Genomic DNA, 16,204 nt, shown 5'->3' with positions numbered 1-16,204 from the left:
CGCCGCAGCGTCAAGCCGCATCCGCAATGTGTGGACTGCCCGGGCGCGCGCGGTTACCCTGCCGTGATCGCAACGACACACTCGCCTGCCAGGCTCGAGCAACCAGACGAGAGAGGATGAAAGCAATGAAGACATCACGCCGTGTTTTGCTGGCCGGAATGGCGGGACTCGTCGCCGCGCCGCAGGCCGCAAGCAGCGCCTTCGCTTCGACCGCCGATGCCGCGGACACGACGGTCGCCGAAGAACGCTTCGCTAGGCTGATCGCAGCCGCGCACGCGCCCGACATCCTAGGCGCACGGCAGGCCGAGCACTACGCGGAAACGCATTGGCGCGAGTATGTGGCGGCCGCGCGAGTAGTGCTCGGCGCAAGAGGGTGAGAACGTCTTCTTCCTTCTCCCCTTGCGGAAGAAGGTTGCGCGCGTAGCGCGCCCGTCCTCAGAGGACGCTGAAGGGAAGCTTCGGCGATGGCGCCGCATGACACGTTCTATCTGCGCGCTCAATTGAGAGAGCGGCACTTCGGAGTACTACCGACTCGATCTCAGCAGTACCACGGGATGATCGACGCCCGCCTCTCCATGTCGATGATTCGATACTGTTTGCCGCGAGTGCGCGACATCCTCAGCAACACACCGGAAACGTCTTCTCACGCATTGAGCAACCGACCCGCAAGCATCTGGGCGCTACGTTGAAGCGTTCAATTCTTCGCTCAGGGGTTCGCCAAGTTGACGTTTGCCACCACGCGTTTTGGTCGCCTGCTCTCGCGTTTCCGCTGCGATCGCAGCGGCAATATCGTTGTGATCTTCGCCATTGCATCGCTGCCCGTTCTCGCCGCCGTCGGCGCCGCGGTCGATTACTCCCTCGCGGTGCGGGCCCGAGCCAAGCTGATGGCGGCACTCGACACCGCGGTGCTGGTCGCCACCGCCAAGAGCGAGATCACAAACACCGCAGCCACAGCACAGAGCAATGCACTGAATACGTACGCCGCGCAGATGTCCGCTTACGGCATGACAACGAGCTCGGTGACCATCACCGTGACGGACACCGTGACCACCCGGACGGCTACCGGTACGGCAACATTGTCCGTTTCGAATTATTTCATGGGTCTGCTGGGTTACAAGACCATGACGGTGTCGGCGAGCTCGTCGGCGGCGGCCTCGCTCCCTAGCTATATCGACTTCTACGTGCTGCTCGACAACTCGCCATCGCAGGGGCTGGGCGCGACCACTGCTGACATGACCGCCTTGCAGGCCGCGACCTCCGACAGTTGCGCCTTCGCCTGCCATGACACCTATACGTCGAGCTCCAAGAAGACGAAGCAAACCAACAGCTACTATTCGATCGCGAAGAAGCTCGGCATCACGATGCGGATCGACCTGGTGCGGACCGCGACGCAGTCATTGACGGATACGGCCACGTCAAGCGAGCTCGTCAGCAACCAGTACCGCATGGCCGTCTACACCATGGGAAGCGATTGCGGCTCCATCGGCCTGACGACGATCTCATCGCTCACGTCGAGCCTCTCGTCGGTCAGGACGGCCGTCTCTTCGGTCGACCTGATGACGATTCCCTACACCAACTACAACAACGATATGTGCACCGACTTCGACGGCATTCTGTCATCGATGAACAGCACGATTCCGACTCCCGGGACCGGTACTGCATCCTCGCCGCAAAAATGGCTATTCTTCATCTCGGACGGGGTGGCCGACTACTACTACCCGTCGAGTTGCTCCGAGACCGTCATCGCTTCGTCGGGGCGATGCCAGGAGCCGCTCACGACCACGATCTGCGATACGATCAAGAATCGTGGCATCAACATCGCGATCCTTTACACCACGTATCTCGCGATCACCAGCAACAGCTGGTACACCACCTACATCGCGCCCTGGCGCAGCTCGATCGCGACCCAGATGAAAGCCTGCGCAACCTCAGGTTATTACTACGAGGTGTCGAGCGACAGCAGTATCAGCGACGCGCTGACCGCGCTGTTTCAGAAGGCCGTCTCCTCTGCACACCTGACGCAATAGCCGCCGCCGGAAGGCCCCGCGCCTTTCGCGCGAAGCCGCGAGCATGATCCGGAAAAATGTGAAGCGGTTTTTCGAAAGAATCACGCTCAAAACCATAACCTAGCTAAGGCGCGATGACGATTCATCTCAATCTCATCGCGCTTTAGCGAGCTCAATCCATCATCTCCCAGAGCCGGTGCGCCAGCACGCCGGCGCGCTTCTCGATCGCCGCTGCGGCATCGAGCGCAAGATCCTCGCGATAGCGGCCGGCGATCAGCTGCACGCCGATCGGCTTGCCGTCATGCAACGTCACGGGGACCACGGCACCGGGCAGCCCGAGCACGTTGATCGCGGAGATGAAGCGGATGTCGTTCCAGAAGATCTCGCGCACGCGCTCGGGGCTGAGCGTATCCTCGCGCGGCCCCGGCGTCGGCTTCACCGTGGTCGGCGCCAGCACCACCGGATAGTCCTCGAAGAACAATTGCCAGGCGCGGATATGGCCGTTGCGCGCGGCGGTGGCCTGCATCCAGGACTTGAGATCGAGCACGTTGGCCTTGGTCTTCATACCGTTCCACGCCTTGTGGAAGTCCTCGGAGGTCACCTTCAGCATGCCGGCTTCCTGCATCACCACGGTTTCGTTGGTGATGATGTCGCACCAGGTCTGCCAGACACCGCTGATGTCGGGCACCTCGATCTCGCTGACACGATAACCGGCACGTTCGAGATGATCGGCCGCCTGCCGCAGCGCATCGCGCACCGACGGATCGACGTCCATGTCCGCCGGGATCTTTGCCAGCGCGACCTTGATCGGGCCCTTCGGCGTCGGACCCGACAGCGGCGCCGGCACCCACCAGGGATCGCGCGGATCGCGCTGGCTCATCACCTCGAGCGCCAATTTGATGTCGCCGACATGGCGCGCGAGCGGCCCCTGCGCCGACATCAGATGCGCAAGCATCGGACGCTCGGAGGTGGCGCTCTGGTTGAACGCGGGGATGCGGCCTTGCGTCGGCTTGATGGTGACGACCCCGTTGCAATGCGCCGGCCAGCGCAGCGAGCCGCCGATGTCGTTGCCATGCGCGATGGTACCGATGCCGGCAGCGACCGCCGCGCCCGCGCCGCCGGACGAGCCGCCGCAGGTGATGTTCTGATTCCAGGGATTGAGCGTCAGCCCGTGCAGGGGATTGTCGGTGAAACCGCGGAAGGAGAATTCCGGCGTGTTGGTCAGCCCGATGACGATCGCGCCGGCCTTCTTCAGGTTGCGCACGACCGGCGAATCCGACGGCGCGATGATGCTCATGTTCGCCGGCACGCCGTTGGGATTTGGCCGGCCCTGATAGTCGACGTTCTCCTTGATGGTGATCGGCACGCCATGCAGCAGGCCGAGCTCGCCGCCCTTCGCCCGCTGCTTGCCCGCGGCATGCGCCGCCGCAAGCGCCTCATCCGAGAGATCGACGACGACCGCGTTGAGCTTCGCATTCACCGCACGCATCCGCTCCAGATGCGCCTCGACGGTCTCGACCGCTGAAATGGCGCCACCGCGAATCGCAGCCGCGGTGTCGGCTGCCGACCATTGCCAGATCGCCCCCTTGGGCCGCCGGGCTGGGGCAGCTTTGGTCGTCGCCTTCGCCATCTTCCTGGCTGCTTTCTTGGCCGACTTTTTGGTTGCCTTGGCGACGGCGCCCTCGCGCGCGCGGCGATTGCCGGCCGCCTTCTTCGTTACCATCGTTCTGGACGCATTCTTTTTCTTCTTCTTCGTTGCAGCCTTGGCCACTACTTTTCTCCTGACTTTGCGCGGCGGAGGTTACGTGCGGCATGCGCGCATGTACAGGTGCGTTTCTGCATGCAAACGTGAGCGAGCGATGCGGCGTATTGTCAGTGGCGATCGGCCGGCACGAGCTGGTCGAGGTCCGGCAGCATTTCCCTCAGGCGCTTGTTGTACTCCTCGTCGGAGAGCGGCACGGCAGGCGCGCGCGTAGCGGCTTCCGGCGAAAGGCCGAGGCGGGTCAGCTGCGGCACGAACAGGACCACAAGCAGCAGCAGCCATTGCGCTGCAAGGAACGGCGCCAGTGCGCGCAGGAAGGGGCGGAAGGCAACCTGCTCCCGCAGCACACCGCGCACCATCATCAGCGCATAGCCGAATGGCGGCAGCAGGAAGCTCGATTGCAGGGTGAGCAGGACCAAGACCGACACCCAGCGCGCATCCGCGACGCGGATCAGGAGCGGCGGAATCACGATCGGCACGATCACGAAGATGATCTCGAAGGCGTCGAGCACGAAGGCCGAGATCGCGATCACCGCGAGTACGGTGAGCACGGCCGCGATCTCGCCGCCTGGAATGGACGCGACCATCCTGCCGACGAGATCGGCGGTGCCGAGCAGCCGCAGGATCATCGTGAACGTGGTCGCGGCAAGCAGCAGCGCGAACAAGGCTCCGGTCAGCGCGATGGCGTCACTGAGCACCCTGTTCAAGACGTTCCCCGACAACCGGCGGGTGAGGAAGCCTGCGACGAGCAGCGCAAAGGCGCCCATCGCGGCGGCTTCGACCGCATAGAAGTAGCCCACGGCGACGCCGCCGAGCAGCGAGAGCAGGAATGCGAGCGCGATGACAGCGAGCCAGGCTTCGCCTGCGGTCAGGCGCTCCGGTTTCGGCGGTCTTGGCGCGGAGCGGCCGGCGATCCAGGACAGCGCCAGACATAGTGCGAGGAAGACGCCGCCCGGCACCAGCGCCGCGTGAAAAATGTCCTGTGTGTTGACCACGCGGTCGCTGCGGCCGGTGGCTGTCACCGCCATGGTGTGGGCCGACAGCATGGCATCGCTGAGCAGGATTAGCACCAGCGACGGCGGCACCAGCACGCCAAGCGTCGCCGCGACAGCGATCACGGCATGACGTGCCGGCGCCGCGATCCCCTCAGCGGCCAGACGCGGCGAGACCACGCGAGAGAGCGCTAGCACGCTGGCGCCCACCGAGCCGTTCATCGGACCGAGCAGCGCGCCGAGCAGCATGCCCGAGACCAGCGGCGCCGCCGGACTGCGCGGCAACACCGCGTTGCCGGCACGATAGAGCGCATCGGCGACCGGAAGGCGGTCGAGTAACAGACCCATGGTCACATAGAGCGGCAGCGCCTGGAGCAGGTCATTCTCAAGAAGGTTGACGAGCCGGACCGGCAGCGCGCCCAGCGTCGCCAGATCGAATGCGCCGGACACTACGCCGAGCACGGCGCCACAGCCGGCCATTGCGATCAGGACGACGGCCGCGGGCAGGCCGGTGCAGACGATCGCGACGCCGACCAGCACCAAGAGCGCGAGCCCCAGCCACGCCATCAGTCGCCCGCCTCGCGCGGGCGGAAGATGTCGACGAGCGCCTGGCCGAGCACGAGCGCCGCCATCAGCCAGAGCGCGATCTTGACCAGGAAGTAGCCGGGATTGCCGGAGTCCTGGAACGCCTCGAGTTGCCAAATGCTGGAGGAGATGATCCTGTTGCCCGCGATCAGCACGAACAAGGCCCAGGGCAGCAGGCCGATAGCTGCGCCGAGCCGCGCCAAGATCGCCCGCGCTCGCGGGGAATAGTGCCGCGCAAGCAGGTCGGCCGAAAGATGCGTCCGCGCACGCGTCGCCGCAGTGACGCTCACCGCGACGAACAGCGCAAAGGCGATCTGCCCGAGATCATTGGCCTCGCGCGAATAGCGCTGAACGACGTCGCGCAGCGGCCATTGCAGGAAGAGCAGGACGATCAGCGGCAGCGCCAGCCATTTGGCTGCGGCGACGATGGAGCCGATCATGCGATCAAGGCTGCGGAGGAGGATCATCATGGCGCCACCCAATATCTCGACCAGAGTGGCCTGCCGCCTGAGGCGCGACAAGAGCCAAGGGGTCGCAAAGGGGTGGCGGAGAGAGTGTTTGTTTCTTCCCCCTGGCGCAATCGCGGCCCACCGCGCTGGGGTCGTTTCGCTGCCGGTAAGACGGCCGCGGCGCACTGGCAAGGGGTTGGGGAGCGCGCGCCGAGGCCGCACAGGCCGAAGGCAGTACCGTTCGATCCAACGGTGAAAGCATTCCTCTTGATCGAGGTAATCTTGATCTGGATCAACCGCGCGCGCGGTGGTCATAGGAACGTTCCGGGCCGCGCGGGAGCGAAAGATGAACTTCAACAAGCGTGCGTTCGGTTTTTCTCTTCTATGGTTTGCGATTTTGGTGGCGCTGATGGTCTGGCTGTACGGCGTAGTCCATCATTGACGCGCTGCCTGGCGCGACGAGATCGCCCCGTGGAGCAGCCGTCCACAATAGTCCTGACGCGCCGCGTCACAAAGCTTTCACCACGGCAGTCACTGAGCGAGTTTGCAACGTTTACTTTGGGGCGGCGGCCCCGGTAGCCCCGCTAGCGCCGGTGGTTACGCCACGCCGCTCGTCACGTCGCTCCTGCCGTCCAGCACGACGATCCTCACGTCGGTTCTGGCGACCCTCGCGCCGCTCTTCTCGGCGCTCCATTCCGGCGGTCTGGGCTTCCGCATCGGAAACCGCCAAGATCGGCATCGCGCCCAGTGCTCCGGCCATCAGCGAAAACACCGTTCGGCGCGAAATCAGTCCCGATTGGATTTCTTTAGTCATGTCCAATCTCTGTGGATCTTTCCTGCCCGCAAGAGGGGCAAATGGTTGACCCGCGACGTGCTGACATTGACTTGGATCAAGGGTCCGGCGAACTGGCGGATGCGATGTGATCCGGGCGGCTGCCACAGAGGTACGCAGATGGGCATCTTGAGCCGGATCATACCTGGGCTTATCGCAGCCGGCGCCGATGCCAAGGGCTGCATTAAAGGCGCTATCGCTGGCGGCGTCGCAGGCCGCTATGCCGGTCACGGCGTGGTGGGTGCCGCCGCGGGCTGTGCCTTTTTGGGCCGCAGGCTGCTGCGACCGGTGAGATCATGTCGCCATTCATCATCTGAGAGACCTGGGTCCCCGTGCACGATTGAGTTTTACTCGTTATCTCGATTGAGGGGCGGTTCCGAACCGGTCTGCTCATCAGCGAGCCACGCATAGATGCGAGATGATGGGATCAGTTGCTTAGGCAAATGGGGATTGATCGTACCCGCGAATAATGACTGGCCCTCTGCAAGTTTTAATCGGGCGAAGGCTTTTGCTTCGGCTTCTGTCGTAAAGGTCCTTGTCTCGCGGGGGCTTCGCTGCTTAGGCAAGATGCCCCGTCTGGGAATTTCAAAGGTGACATACCACGTCGGCGTCATCGCATCACCAGCTCGTCACTCCAACTCCGAGAAGCGCCGAACTGTGGGCGCCTGTCTCGACCTAATTTTTGATCCAAGTCAATCACAGTGCGGTTCGAGCGAGAGGTCTAGAACTGCGCCGCTCTCTAGTTGCTTTGAACACAGCGAACGTTTGGGAACTGTTGGCAATCCTGCGGCTGTTCTATGCAGTTTGTGCCAGAAACCCGAAAAATGGCTGCGTCGGAGATGACCTTAATCCATTGATATGGATCAAATGATGTGTTCGCCATCGGGAAGTATCGGCAACAGATCGGCACTGATATCGGCACTGATCAAGAGGAGGCCTATCATGATGCGAACTGCAATGCAGATTTCATTCGTCGCGATCGCCCTGGCGTGCGGATTTGGTGAGATCAATTGGTTCGCGAGAGACGGCCTGTCACTCATTCAAAGCGCAGAAGCCAGAGTGGGACGACCGGCAACACCGATGAGCGTCGCTGGCGTTGCGCGCAGACAGACGCGGCGAGCAGTTGTAGGTGGCGCTGCGGTCGGTGCGGCAGCCGCCGGTACGGCATGTGTTCGCGTATTGGTGAATGGTTCATATGTGTGTCGCTGACGCACCTTCTGGACCGATACCGTGGGTGACGCGTATCGCTGAACGTGTGGTTGCCGCTTTTGGCAACAACGAATTCGTTCGAGAACGTCGCGGGCACGGAAGCGTGCCCGCGTGTCGTCCAGCGACACCGCGACGAGTGGTGTGATTGTAGCTTGAATAGGTCTTACCATCGCCGACTTCGGCGAGAGGTGTAGATCGGCGATTGCGCAGGTTGCATCTCGTAGAGATAGCCTTGGCGGGAAACGGGATATGGTCGAAGCAACCACGGGCAACGCGAGGTTCTTTCGCCGAAGTGGGCCGTATTCTCTGGCGGCCGTTGCGGGAGTGGCACGTGGAATTGCTGACGAGCGCGATCTGCTGTTCGAAGGCGTGGCCCCCCTGCAAACAGCTGGCCCCAATGAAGTGAGCTTTCTGGATAACCGACGTTATGCATCGGCGCTCAATCAGACACTGGCCGGTGCTGTGATCGTGCATCCTGAAATGGCCGCGCGAGTGCCTACTGGAACGGTGGCGATCGTAACGGCCGAGCCTTACGCTGCTTGGGCGCGTGTCGCTGCGCTGTTCTATCCCGTACCGCCGGTTTCTCCTGGTATCCACCGTTCGGCAATCGTGGCGGAGGAGGCTCTCGTCGATCCGTCAGCGGAGGTCGGGCCATTGTCTGTGATTGAGGCCGGAGCAGAAATAGGACCTCGCTCTCTGATCGGTCCTTGCGCGGTTATCGGAAGCGGCGTGATCGTCGGGCGAGATTGTCGCATAGGCGCACATGTGAGCTTGAGTCACGCGATGTTGGGGGCGCGCGTCTACGTCTATTCCGGCGCCCGCATCGGGCAGGAAGGGTTTGGATTCGCCTGCACCAGAGACGGATTTCTTTCGGTCCCCCAGCTGGGCCGGGTAATTCTGGAAGACGATGTTGAGGTCGGTGCCAATACGACGATTGATCGAGGATCATCGCGCGACACGGTGATCGGCGCTGGATCTCGTCTCGATAACTTAGTGCAGATCGGCCACAACGTGGTCCTCGGCCGATGTTGTGTCATTGTCGCTCAGGTCGGCATTTCGGGTTCCACCGTGCTTGAGGATTTTGTCCGCGTCGGGGGACAAGCCGGTATGACTGGCCATGTTCGGATCGGTCAAGGTGCAGAGATTGGAGCGCAAGCAGGCGTAATGTCGGATGTGGCCCCAGGCGCGAAAGTGCTTGGAAGCCCTGCGCAGCCAAAGCGGGACTTCTTCCGACAACTTGCCACCCTCAAAAAGATCGCAAGAATAAAGGGATAGGAATGCTTGTACTGCACGCATGGCTTTAAACATGCAGGCGAATATCCCTTGCGACTTCCATAGTTAGTAACGCCGCAGTACCGGTGTGTCCGCGACGAACGGACCAGACTTAGACGCACCACCCAAGAGCCGTTTAAACGGATCGCCGTGCATCTGTTTCGCGGACATTACAGAATAGACTTGCGGGGACCACGGAGGCTACCACGTGCGTTTGTTGTCCAATCTGCTTCGACGCTTCATACGAGAGGGCACTCTGCGGGTCCGTGACGCCGAGGGGACGGTCCATGTCTTCGGCGAATGCCTGCCCGGACCCGAGGTCGCCATCCGCCTTCACGATCGCAAGCTTTACTACAAGCTGTTCATCAACCCGGAACTATACGCCGCCGAAGCCTATATGGACGGCAAACTGACGCTGGAGGACGGTAACGAAATCCAAGATTTTCTGCTTCTCTTCTCGGTCAACCGCGCCGGGCTTTATTCGTACGGCTCACAGAAGCTGATGCGACGGGTGTGGCGTGGTCTACGCCGCTGGCATCAGGCCAATCCGATCGGGCTTGCGGCCATCCACGCCCGCCACCACTACGACATCTCGACCGAACTTTATCGCCTGTTCCTCGACGATCAGATGCAATATTCCTGCGCTTATTTTCGAGACCCCGAGCATGAGACGCTCGAACAGGCGCAGCGCAACAAGTTGATTCACGCCACCAGCAAACTCCGATTGAAGCCCGGAATGACTGTCGCTGAGATCGGCTCCGGCTGGGGCGGCTTCGCCATCCATCTGGCGCGAGAGACCGGCGCCCATGTCACGGCGGTCAATGTTTCACCCGAGCAGATCAAGGCAGCACGTGTTTATGCCGAGGCTGCCGGCGTGTCCGACCGAGTCGTGTTTCGCGAATTGGACTATCGTCAACTAAACGGCCAATTTGACCGGGTGGTGTCTGTCGGCATGATGGAGCATGTCGGCATCGGACATTTTGACGAGTATTTCCTCAAAATCCGCGAACTCCTGGCCCCTGATGGCTATGCCTTTGTCCATTGCATCGGCCGGATGTCGCAGCCCGGCACCACCGGTCCTTTCATCCGCAAGTACATTTTTCCCGGCGCCTACGTGCCAGCACTATCCGAGACCTTCGCTGCCACGGAGCGCTGCGGTCTGTGGTGCGACGACATGGAAGTGCTTCGGCTGCATTATCGCTACACCGTCAAACACTGGCGCGAGCGCTTCGCCAAAAATAGAGTCCAAGCTGCTGCAATCTACGACGAACGGTTCTGCCGAATGTGGGAATTCTACCTAGCCGCTGTCGAACTCGAATTCCTGCATGGCTCTCACATGGTGTTTCAATTGCTGCTGTCGATCAAACGCGATGCGGTGCCGATCACGCGCGATTTTATAGCCGACACCGAGCGGGCGGCCTGGGCTAGAACGACTGGTTGAGCGCCGGCGACCCGACGTTTCGGCTGCAGAGGTCCGAGGATTGTTCGGGTGTCTGGCGTGTCCGCAGTCGCGTCGCTCGGCACAGCAGCGTTGGGCGGCACTACTTTAACGTATTTTTGCCACCGCTCGATCTTCCTTCTCAGAAGCGATAGTGTGGGCGCGTAGATTATTCGAGCGATTTGGCGCTGCGCTGGACGCGGACCGGGTTTCAGCCCTGCGCTCGGCACAGCAATGGCGGAGAGAGTGTCAGTCAATCCCCGCTGAAAGATAAGGCATTTTCGACTTTTCTGGGCCAAAATCTACAATTTCAGCTACGCCGAAAAATGGGATTTCGCTACTGGAGGCAACCACCGATACCGACATTCGTTGGAAGTGGCGATTTGACGGGTTCACGCTTTGGTTTTGCAGCCCCTTGCTCTCCAGCTCGACAGCGAAGAACGCTCAAGCAAACCGATCAGGCCGAAAGGCGTCAAGGTTCAAAGCCTCATTCCGCCTTTCGATGAGACTTGCAACGATGCGGCTCGTGGCGCCGGCCAAGGTCATGCCGAGATGTCCATGGCCAAAAGCGTGGATCAGGTTCGGATAGCGTCGGCTGGGTCCAATGACGGGCAGCGAGTCGGGAAGAGAGGGTCGAAAGCCGAGCCAATGGGATTGAACGGGGCCGAGATCCGGGAAGAGCTTACGGACGCCTCGTTCCAGAAGGGCAATCTGCTTTGGATTGAGCGGCGCGGAGAGGCCGCCAAGCTCGACCGTTCCCGCAACCCGCAAGCGGCCGGCCATGGGTGTGACATAGAAGCCCAGATCAACCGGGCTAACCGGCCTCTTGATCGGACAGGTGTCCATCGCGAATTCGATGTGGTAGCCGCGCTCCGTGTCGAGAGGAATGTCCTCGCCGCCTTGTTCGGCCAGAGAGCGCGACCAGGCACCGGCTGCGAGGACGACCGTATGCGCTTCGATCGTGCGATCGCGGCACATCAAACGGATTCGTCCGCCATCCTGCGGCTCCAGCCGATCGACATAAGCGCGCTGGAACGAAGCGCCTCTTGCCGTGGCCGCGGCCGCCAGTCGGCTGGTCAGCGCGGCAGGATCGATGGTGTGAGCCGCATCGGGGAAAAAGATGCCCCCGGCCGTCGGAGGAAGCGCAGGCTCCAGCCTTGCGACCTCTTCTGACGTCAACCGCTCTTGTCGAACACCGAGCTCGTTGCGCAGCCGGGCACCCCACTCGTCGCCGTCTCGCGGCATTTTTCCCCGATAGAGATAAAGGCACCCCTCATATCTTAGAAGGTCTGAGAGTCGAGCCTGCTCTGCGAGCTCACGCCAGGTCGGCATCGCGTCTTTCAGCAAATCTGCCAGCGCATATGCGTTGCGGCGCGCGCGCGCGGGCGTGGATTGCCAAAGGAAACGAAACAGCCAGGGAATGAGCGCGGGCAGGCCGGCCAGCCTCACGGCGAGAGGGCTGTCCGGATTGACAAGTAGGTTTGGCAGATTCCGCAAGACATCGGGGTTGCCGACCGGTGCACAGGCGTAGGGAGCAAATGTCCCGGCATTGCCGTAGGAGGCGCCCGAACCCGGCTCGTTCGGGTCGATGACGACAACCTCACGGCCATCCGCGGCCAGCCGAAATGCGATCGCAAGCCCGATGATTCCGGCCCCGACGATCACGACGTCCGTTTTGATCAATTCCGCCACAACGCCTCAGACCGCGCCTGAGATTTCAAAATGACCTGCATTCAGCAGGTCGGTCATGATCGAAAGCGCCTGCCGCAATTCGCCGGATGACGGAGCGGCGCCCACATTGATGCGCACAGCATGCGCGAGAGTTTCGCGTCCCACGGCGAACGCATCCGCAGGAAGCACGCCTACGCCACGCTGACGGCAGGCGCGGGCGAAAGCAGCGCCACGCCAGGGCTCGGGCAAATGCAACCAGGCGTGGGGCGACGTCTCCTGCGTCTGGACATCGAATGCCGCAAGCGCATCGCGCAAGATCGCCTGGCGCCGGCGCAACTCCTCACGCTGGACCTCGATGATACGCTTCGCGGTCCCCTCTTCCAGCAAAATGGTGGCGATCAGTGCCGTGAGCGGGCTGATGCTCCAGCAATCGATCCGGAGCGCCGCCGCGACATTGCCGAGCACCGCGCGCGGCGCCACCACGAATCCGTAGCGCAGGCCGGGCGCAATGCATTTCGACAGGCCGCTGATGTGGACGGTGAGTTCGGGCTCCAGGGCGGCGAAAGACGGAACGGCGCGATCGAGCAGCGGACGATAGACATCGTCCTCGATGATCAGCACGTTGTGGCGGCGCGCGATCGCGGCAAGTGCGCGGCGGCGCTCTTCACCCAACGTAACCGTTGTCGGATTGTGCAGGCTGGGTACGAGAAAAACCGCACGAGGGCGCAAGGTCGTGCAAGCGACCTCGAAAGCGTCCGGCCGCATGCCTTCCCGGTCAATCGACACGCCGCGCAGGTCGACGCCTTGTGACCGGCAAAGGGCGCTGATGCCTTGATAGGTGATCGAATCGGCGAGCACGATATCGTCGGGCTGCGTCAGGGCCCGCAACACGCAGGCAAGGCCATGCTGGGCGCCGTCGGTCAGGACGACGCGACCGGCGTCACCATCGCCCGCGACGCCGTCGAGCCAATCCGCCACCGCCGCGCGGGCCCATTCCGGACCTTCGGGAGGATGATAGTCCTGCAAGGCGCCAAACCGGCGATCCTTTGCGATGTGCGGCAACAGCTGCGCGAGCGCCTCGCGATAGGCCGATGTCGCCGGCCTGTTTACGGACAGATCGATCAGTCCGGCCTCGTCGCTGGGGGCCGATTTGAAGCCGCCCTCTTCAGAGTCCTTCCCGGCGACCAGGGTTCCGCGACCGGGGCGCGCCTCCACAAGTCCGCGCTGTTGCAATGCCGAGAAGGCACGCGTGACGGTCGTGACATTGATGCCGAGCAGGCGCGCAATTTCCCGGTGCGGTGGCAACCGGTCGCCTTCAGCCAGTTCGCCGCGTGCAATTCGCTCACCGATGGCATCCGCCAAACGCTGATAAATTGGTCGGTCGTTGTTCGGCAGTTCCAGATTTTCGAGCATTGCGGCTTGGCGCCCCGAACGTTCCTGTCGTCCAGCAAAGCCTTCTTAACATGGAGAAAAGCACCAGACAATCAATCTTGTATGCATACCAACAGGCTTAAATAGTCTATTATGTGGCATGATGTCTGCCATAAATTGCATCATACCACCAGCTTGACGCTACTATCTCCACATTGTATGGTCACTCAATCTCCTATTGTGTGACCGCATAACTACGGCAAAGTGCCCTGGAGGTCGAGCGATGGTTTCAACCGGACAAAGTTCGTCGCTTCGTGAAGCCTTGGCCGAGAGCGCGCACTCCGCAACGGGCCAGCAGGGTACAGCCGCTGGCGGGAAGACGGGCGCCGCGGCAACAAGCAAGCCGGCCGCCGGTCGCGAGAAGGGGAAACCGGCCGACGCCAAATTTGTCGAATTCATCGACGTCGAGAAAACTTACGGCAACTTTCACGCCGTCCGCCGGCTGAATCTGAGCATCGGCCGCGGCGAGTTTCTGACCTTCCTCGGACCGTCAGGCTCCGGCAAGACCACGACTTTGAACATGCTGGCGGGCTTCGAACGTCCCAGCCAAGGCGTCATTACGCTCGACGGTAAATCGGTCGATCGCCTGCCGCCCTACGATCGAAACATCGGCATGGTGTTCCAGAACTACGCGCTGTTTCCGCACATGAGCGTAGCGGACAACGTCGCCTTCCCGCTTTCGGTGCGGAAGGTATCCAAGGCCGACATCGGGCCGCGCGTCACCCGTGCGCTCGAAATGGTGAGGCTGGAGCGCTTCAAGGATCGCAAACCGACGCAACTCTCCGGCGGCCAGCAGCAGCGCGTCGCACTCGCCCGTGCGCTCGTCTACCAGCCATCCCTCGTTCTGATGGACGAGCCCCTCGGCGCGCTCGACAAGAAGCTGCGCGAGCATATGCAGATCGAGTTGAAGCAGATCCATGAAATGCTCGGCGTCACCATCGTCTATGTGACGCACGACCAGAGCGAAGCGCTGACGATGTCGGATCGCGTCGCCATCTTCGAGAACGGCGCCATCGTTCAGATCGGAACGCCGGACGGGCTTTACAACGAGCCCGCGACCGCATTCGTCGCCAGCTTCATCGGTGAAAACAATGCGCTGGATGGCATCGTCGAACGTGTCGATGGCGATCAATGCCTGGTCACGCTGCCCACGGGATTGAGGACGACCGCCATGGCGATCGGAGACATTCGTCCCGGCGCACCGGTCCAGTTGGCGGTCCGGCCCGAGCGGATCGCCGGTGGCGGCGACCATTCGGACAACCGTTTTCTGGCGACGGTCGACGGCCGGATCTATCACGGCGACCACCAACGCCTCCTCGCGCGTTTGCCGAGCGGGCAGGTCCTGACCGTCAAGATCAGCCCCGACGCAACAATGGCGACGGGCGAAGCGATCGACCTTGGGTGGCGCACGGCCGATTGCCGGGCTTTCCCGGCAGGCGTCGCCCCGGACGGCATTACCGCGAACACAGGGAGCGTTTCATGAAGCGGATCTACAGGACGACGTTGCTTGCCTTCTTGCCTGCCCTGACGAGCGTCGGGATCATGTCGCAAATACAGCCCGCCGGTGCCGCAGAGCTCACCGTCATGGCGACCGGCGGCGAATGGCAGTCGGCGCTGCGCAAGGCCTGGTTCGAGCCGTTCGCCAAGAAGGCGGGCATCCAGTTCAACGAGCAGGAATACACCGGCGAGCTCGGCAAGATCAAAGCGATGGTGGAGACCGGCGATGTCCCGATCGACCTCGTGACCGTGGAGACCTCGACCGTCCTGCAAGGCTGCGACGCCGGCGTGCTGATCCGCCTCGACTATTCGAAGATCGCCGATCGTAAGCGGTTCCTTCCCGGCACGGCTTTGGATTGCGGCGTCGGCATCGATGTCTATGGCGACGTCCTCGCCTACGATACCACCGTGTTGAAGGAGGCGCCGACATCGGTGCTCGATATCTTCGACACCAAGAAATTCCCCGGCAAGCGCGCCATGCGGAAGGCCCCGGCGCAGAATCTCGAATGGGCGCTGATGGCCGACGGCGTGCCGATCGCCGACGTCTACAAAGTCCTGGATACGCCTGCCGGGGTCGACCGCGCCTTCAAGAAACTCGATTCGATCAAGAAGGATATCGTCTGGTGGGATGCCGGCGCACAGCCGCCGCAATTGCTGGCGTCCAAGGAGGTGGTGATGACGACCGCCTGGAACGGACGCATTCAGAATGCGATCGACAAAGACAAGCGGCCGTTTGCGATCGTCTGGAACGATCAGATCGTCGAATACGACATGATTGCGATTCCGAAAGGCGCGAAGAACCTCGATCTCGCCTACAAATATCTCGCCTACGCCGCCGAACCCGAGGTCAGCGCGCAGCTCGGCCGTCACATCCCCTATGGTCCTGTGATGGCGGATGCGACGCCGTTCGTGCCCAAGGATGTGCTGTCGAAACTGCCGACGGCGCCGGACCACATGAAGGCCTATCTGATCGGCGATGTCGAATTCTGGGGCGATCATGGCGAGGATCTGGTGAAGCGCTTCAACGCCTGGCTCGCCCAGTGAGGTAGCGCGCCGACAT

Annotated in this window: 13 protein-coding genes; 8 read left to right on the top strand and 5 right to left on the bottom strand. The window is 62.0% G+C overall.

What is annotated here, in order from left to right; all coding sequences use genetic code 11:
* The first annotated feature begins 125 nt into the window (after positions 1–125).
* Both YUU_RS0138030 and YUU_RS0138025 read left to right on the top strand, forming a co-directional pair.
* On the top strand, positions 126–377 hold the full coding sequence (locus YUU_RS0138030) for a hypothetical protein (RefSeq protein WP_027527016.1): 252 nt from the start codon (positions 126–128) through the stop codon (positions 375–377).
* A 345-nt stretch (positions 378–722) separates the two neighbouring features.
* A complete protein-coding gene (locus tag YUU_RS0138025) occupies positions 723–2,027 on the top strand; it encodes a TadE/TadG family type IV pilus assembly protein (protein WP_027527015.1) in 1,305 nt (434 codons plus the stop codon).
* 151 nt (positions 2,028–2,178) lie between these two features.
* Here YUU_RS0138025 and YUU_RS0138020 read toward each other — a convergent pair whose 3' ends face one another.
* From YUU_RS0138020 to YUU_RS60540, 3 genes are all read right to left on the bottom strand, one after another.
* Complete coding sequence (locus tag YUU_RS0138020; RefSeq protein ID WP_051390108.1) at positions 2,179–3,729, bottom strand: amidase family protein; 1,551 nt, start codon at positions 3,727–3,729, stop codon at positions 2,179–2,181.
* Between the two features lie 149 nt (positions 3,730–3,878).
* On the bottom strand, positions 3,879–5,327 hold the full coding sequence (locus YUU_RS0138015) for a TRAP transporter large permease subunit (protein ID WP_027527013.1): 1,449 nt from the start codon (positions 5,325–5,327) through the stop codon (positions 3,879–3,881).
* Positions 5,327–5,815: a TRAP transporter small permease subunit gene (locus YUU_RS60540; RefSeq protein WP_035664501.1), complete on the bottom strand. Its 489-nt coding sequence runs from the start codon at positions 5,813–5,815 to the stop codon at positions 5,327–5,329. Before YUU_RS60540 ends, YUU_RS0138015 begins: the two co-directional genes overlap by 1 nt.
* Before the next feature lie 931 nt (positions 5,816–6,746).
* Here YUU_RS60540 and YUU_RS61660 point away from each other — a divergent pair.
* The 4 genes from YUU_RS61660 (at position 6,747) to YUU_RS0137985 (ending at position 10,548) form a co-directional block, all read left to right on the top strand.
* Positions 6,747–7,037 (top strand): hypothetical protein, encoded by a 291-nt coding sequence (locus tag YUU_RS61660; RefSeq protein ID WP_245288229.1) that lies wholly within the window; start codon positions 6,747–6,749, stop codon positions 7,035–7,037.
* A gap of 531 nt (positions 7,038–7,568) precedes the next feature.
* Positions 7,569–7,835, top strand: coding sequence for a hypothetical protein (locus YUU_RS61650; protein ID WP_156944738.1), 267 nt, complete (start codon positions 7,569–7,571; stop codon positions 7,833–7,835).
* Positions 7,836–8,084: 249 nt separating this feature from the next.
* Positions 8,085–9,110, top strand: coding sequence for a UDP-3-O-(3-hydroxymyristoyl)glucosamine N-acyltransferase (gene lpxD, locus YUU_RS0137990; RefSeq protein ID WP_027527012.1), 1,026 nt, complete (start codon positions 8,085–8,087; stop codon positions 9,108–9,110).
* A 205-nt stretch (positions 9,111–9,315) separates the two neighbouring features.
* A complete protein-coding gene (locus YUU_RS0137985) occupies positions 9,316–10,548 on the top strand; it encodes a cyclopropane-fatty-acyl-phospholipid synthase family protein (RefSeq protein WP_027527011.1) in 1,233 nt (410 codons plus the stop codon).
* A gap of 441 nt (positions 10,549–10,989) precedes the next feature.
* On the opposite strand, the gene YUU_RS0137980 is transcribed toward YUU_RS0137985, so the two are convergent.
* Positions 10,990–12,237, bottom strand: coding sequence for an FAD-binding oxidoreductase (locus YUU_RS0137980; protein ID WP_027527010.1), 1,248 nt, complete (start codon positions 12,235–12,237; stop codon positions 10,990–10,992).
* A 6-nt stretch (positions 12,238–12,243) separates the two neighbouring features.
* Positions 12,244–13,629 (bottom strand): PLP-dependent aminotransferase family protein, encoded by a 1,386-nt coding sequence (locus YUU_RS53040; protein WP_035664491.1) that lies wholly within the window; start codon positions 13,627–13,629, stop codon positions 12,244–12,246.
* A 241-nt stretch (positions 13,630–13,870) separates the two neighbouring features.
* Here YUU_RS53040 and YUU_RS53035 point away from each other — a divergent pair, with 241 nt between their 5' ends.
* Both YUU_RS53035 and YUU_RS0137965 read left to right on the top strand, forming a co-directional pair.
* Positions 13,871–15,130, top strand: a complete 1,260-nt coding sequence (locus tag YUU_RS53035) for an ABC transporter ATP-binding protein (protein ID WP_084801733.1) — start codon at positions 13,871–13,873, stop codon at positions 15,128–15,130.
* Positions 15,127–16,188 (top strand): ABC transporter substrate-binding protein, encoded by a 1,062-nt coding sequence (locus tag YUU_RS0137965; protein ID WP_051390102.1) that lies wholly within the window; start codon positions 15,127–15,129, stop codon positions 16,186–16,188. Before YUU_RS53035 ends, YUU_RS0137965 begins: the two co-directional genes overlap by 4 nt.
* Positions 16,189–16,204 lie beyond the last annotated feature (16 nt).

This window comes from Bradyrhizobium sp. Ec3.3, from assembly GCF_000472925.1.
Classification (GTDB): domain Bacteria; phylum Pseudomonadota; class Alphaproteobacteria; order Rhizobiales; family Xanthobacteraceae; genus Bradyrhizobium.
This window is presented reverse-complemented; position numbering and strand designations above follow the sequence as displayed.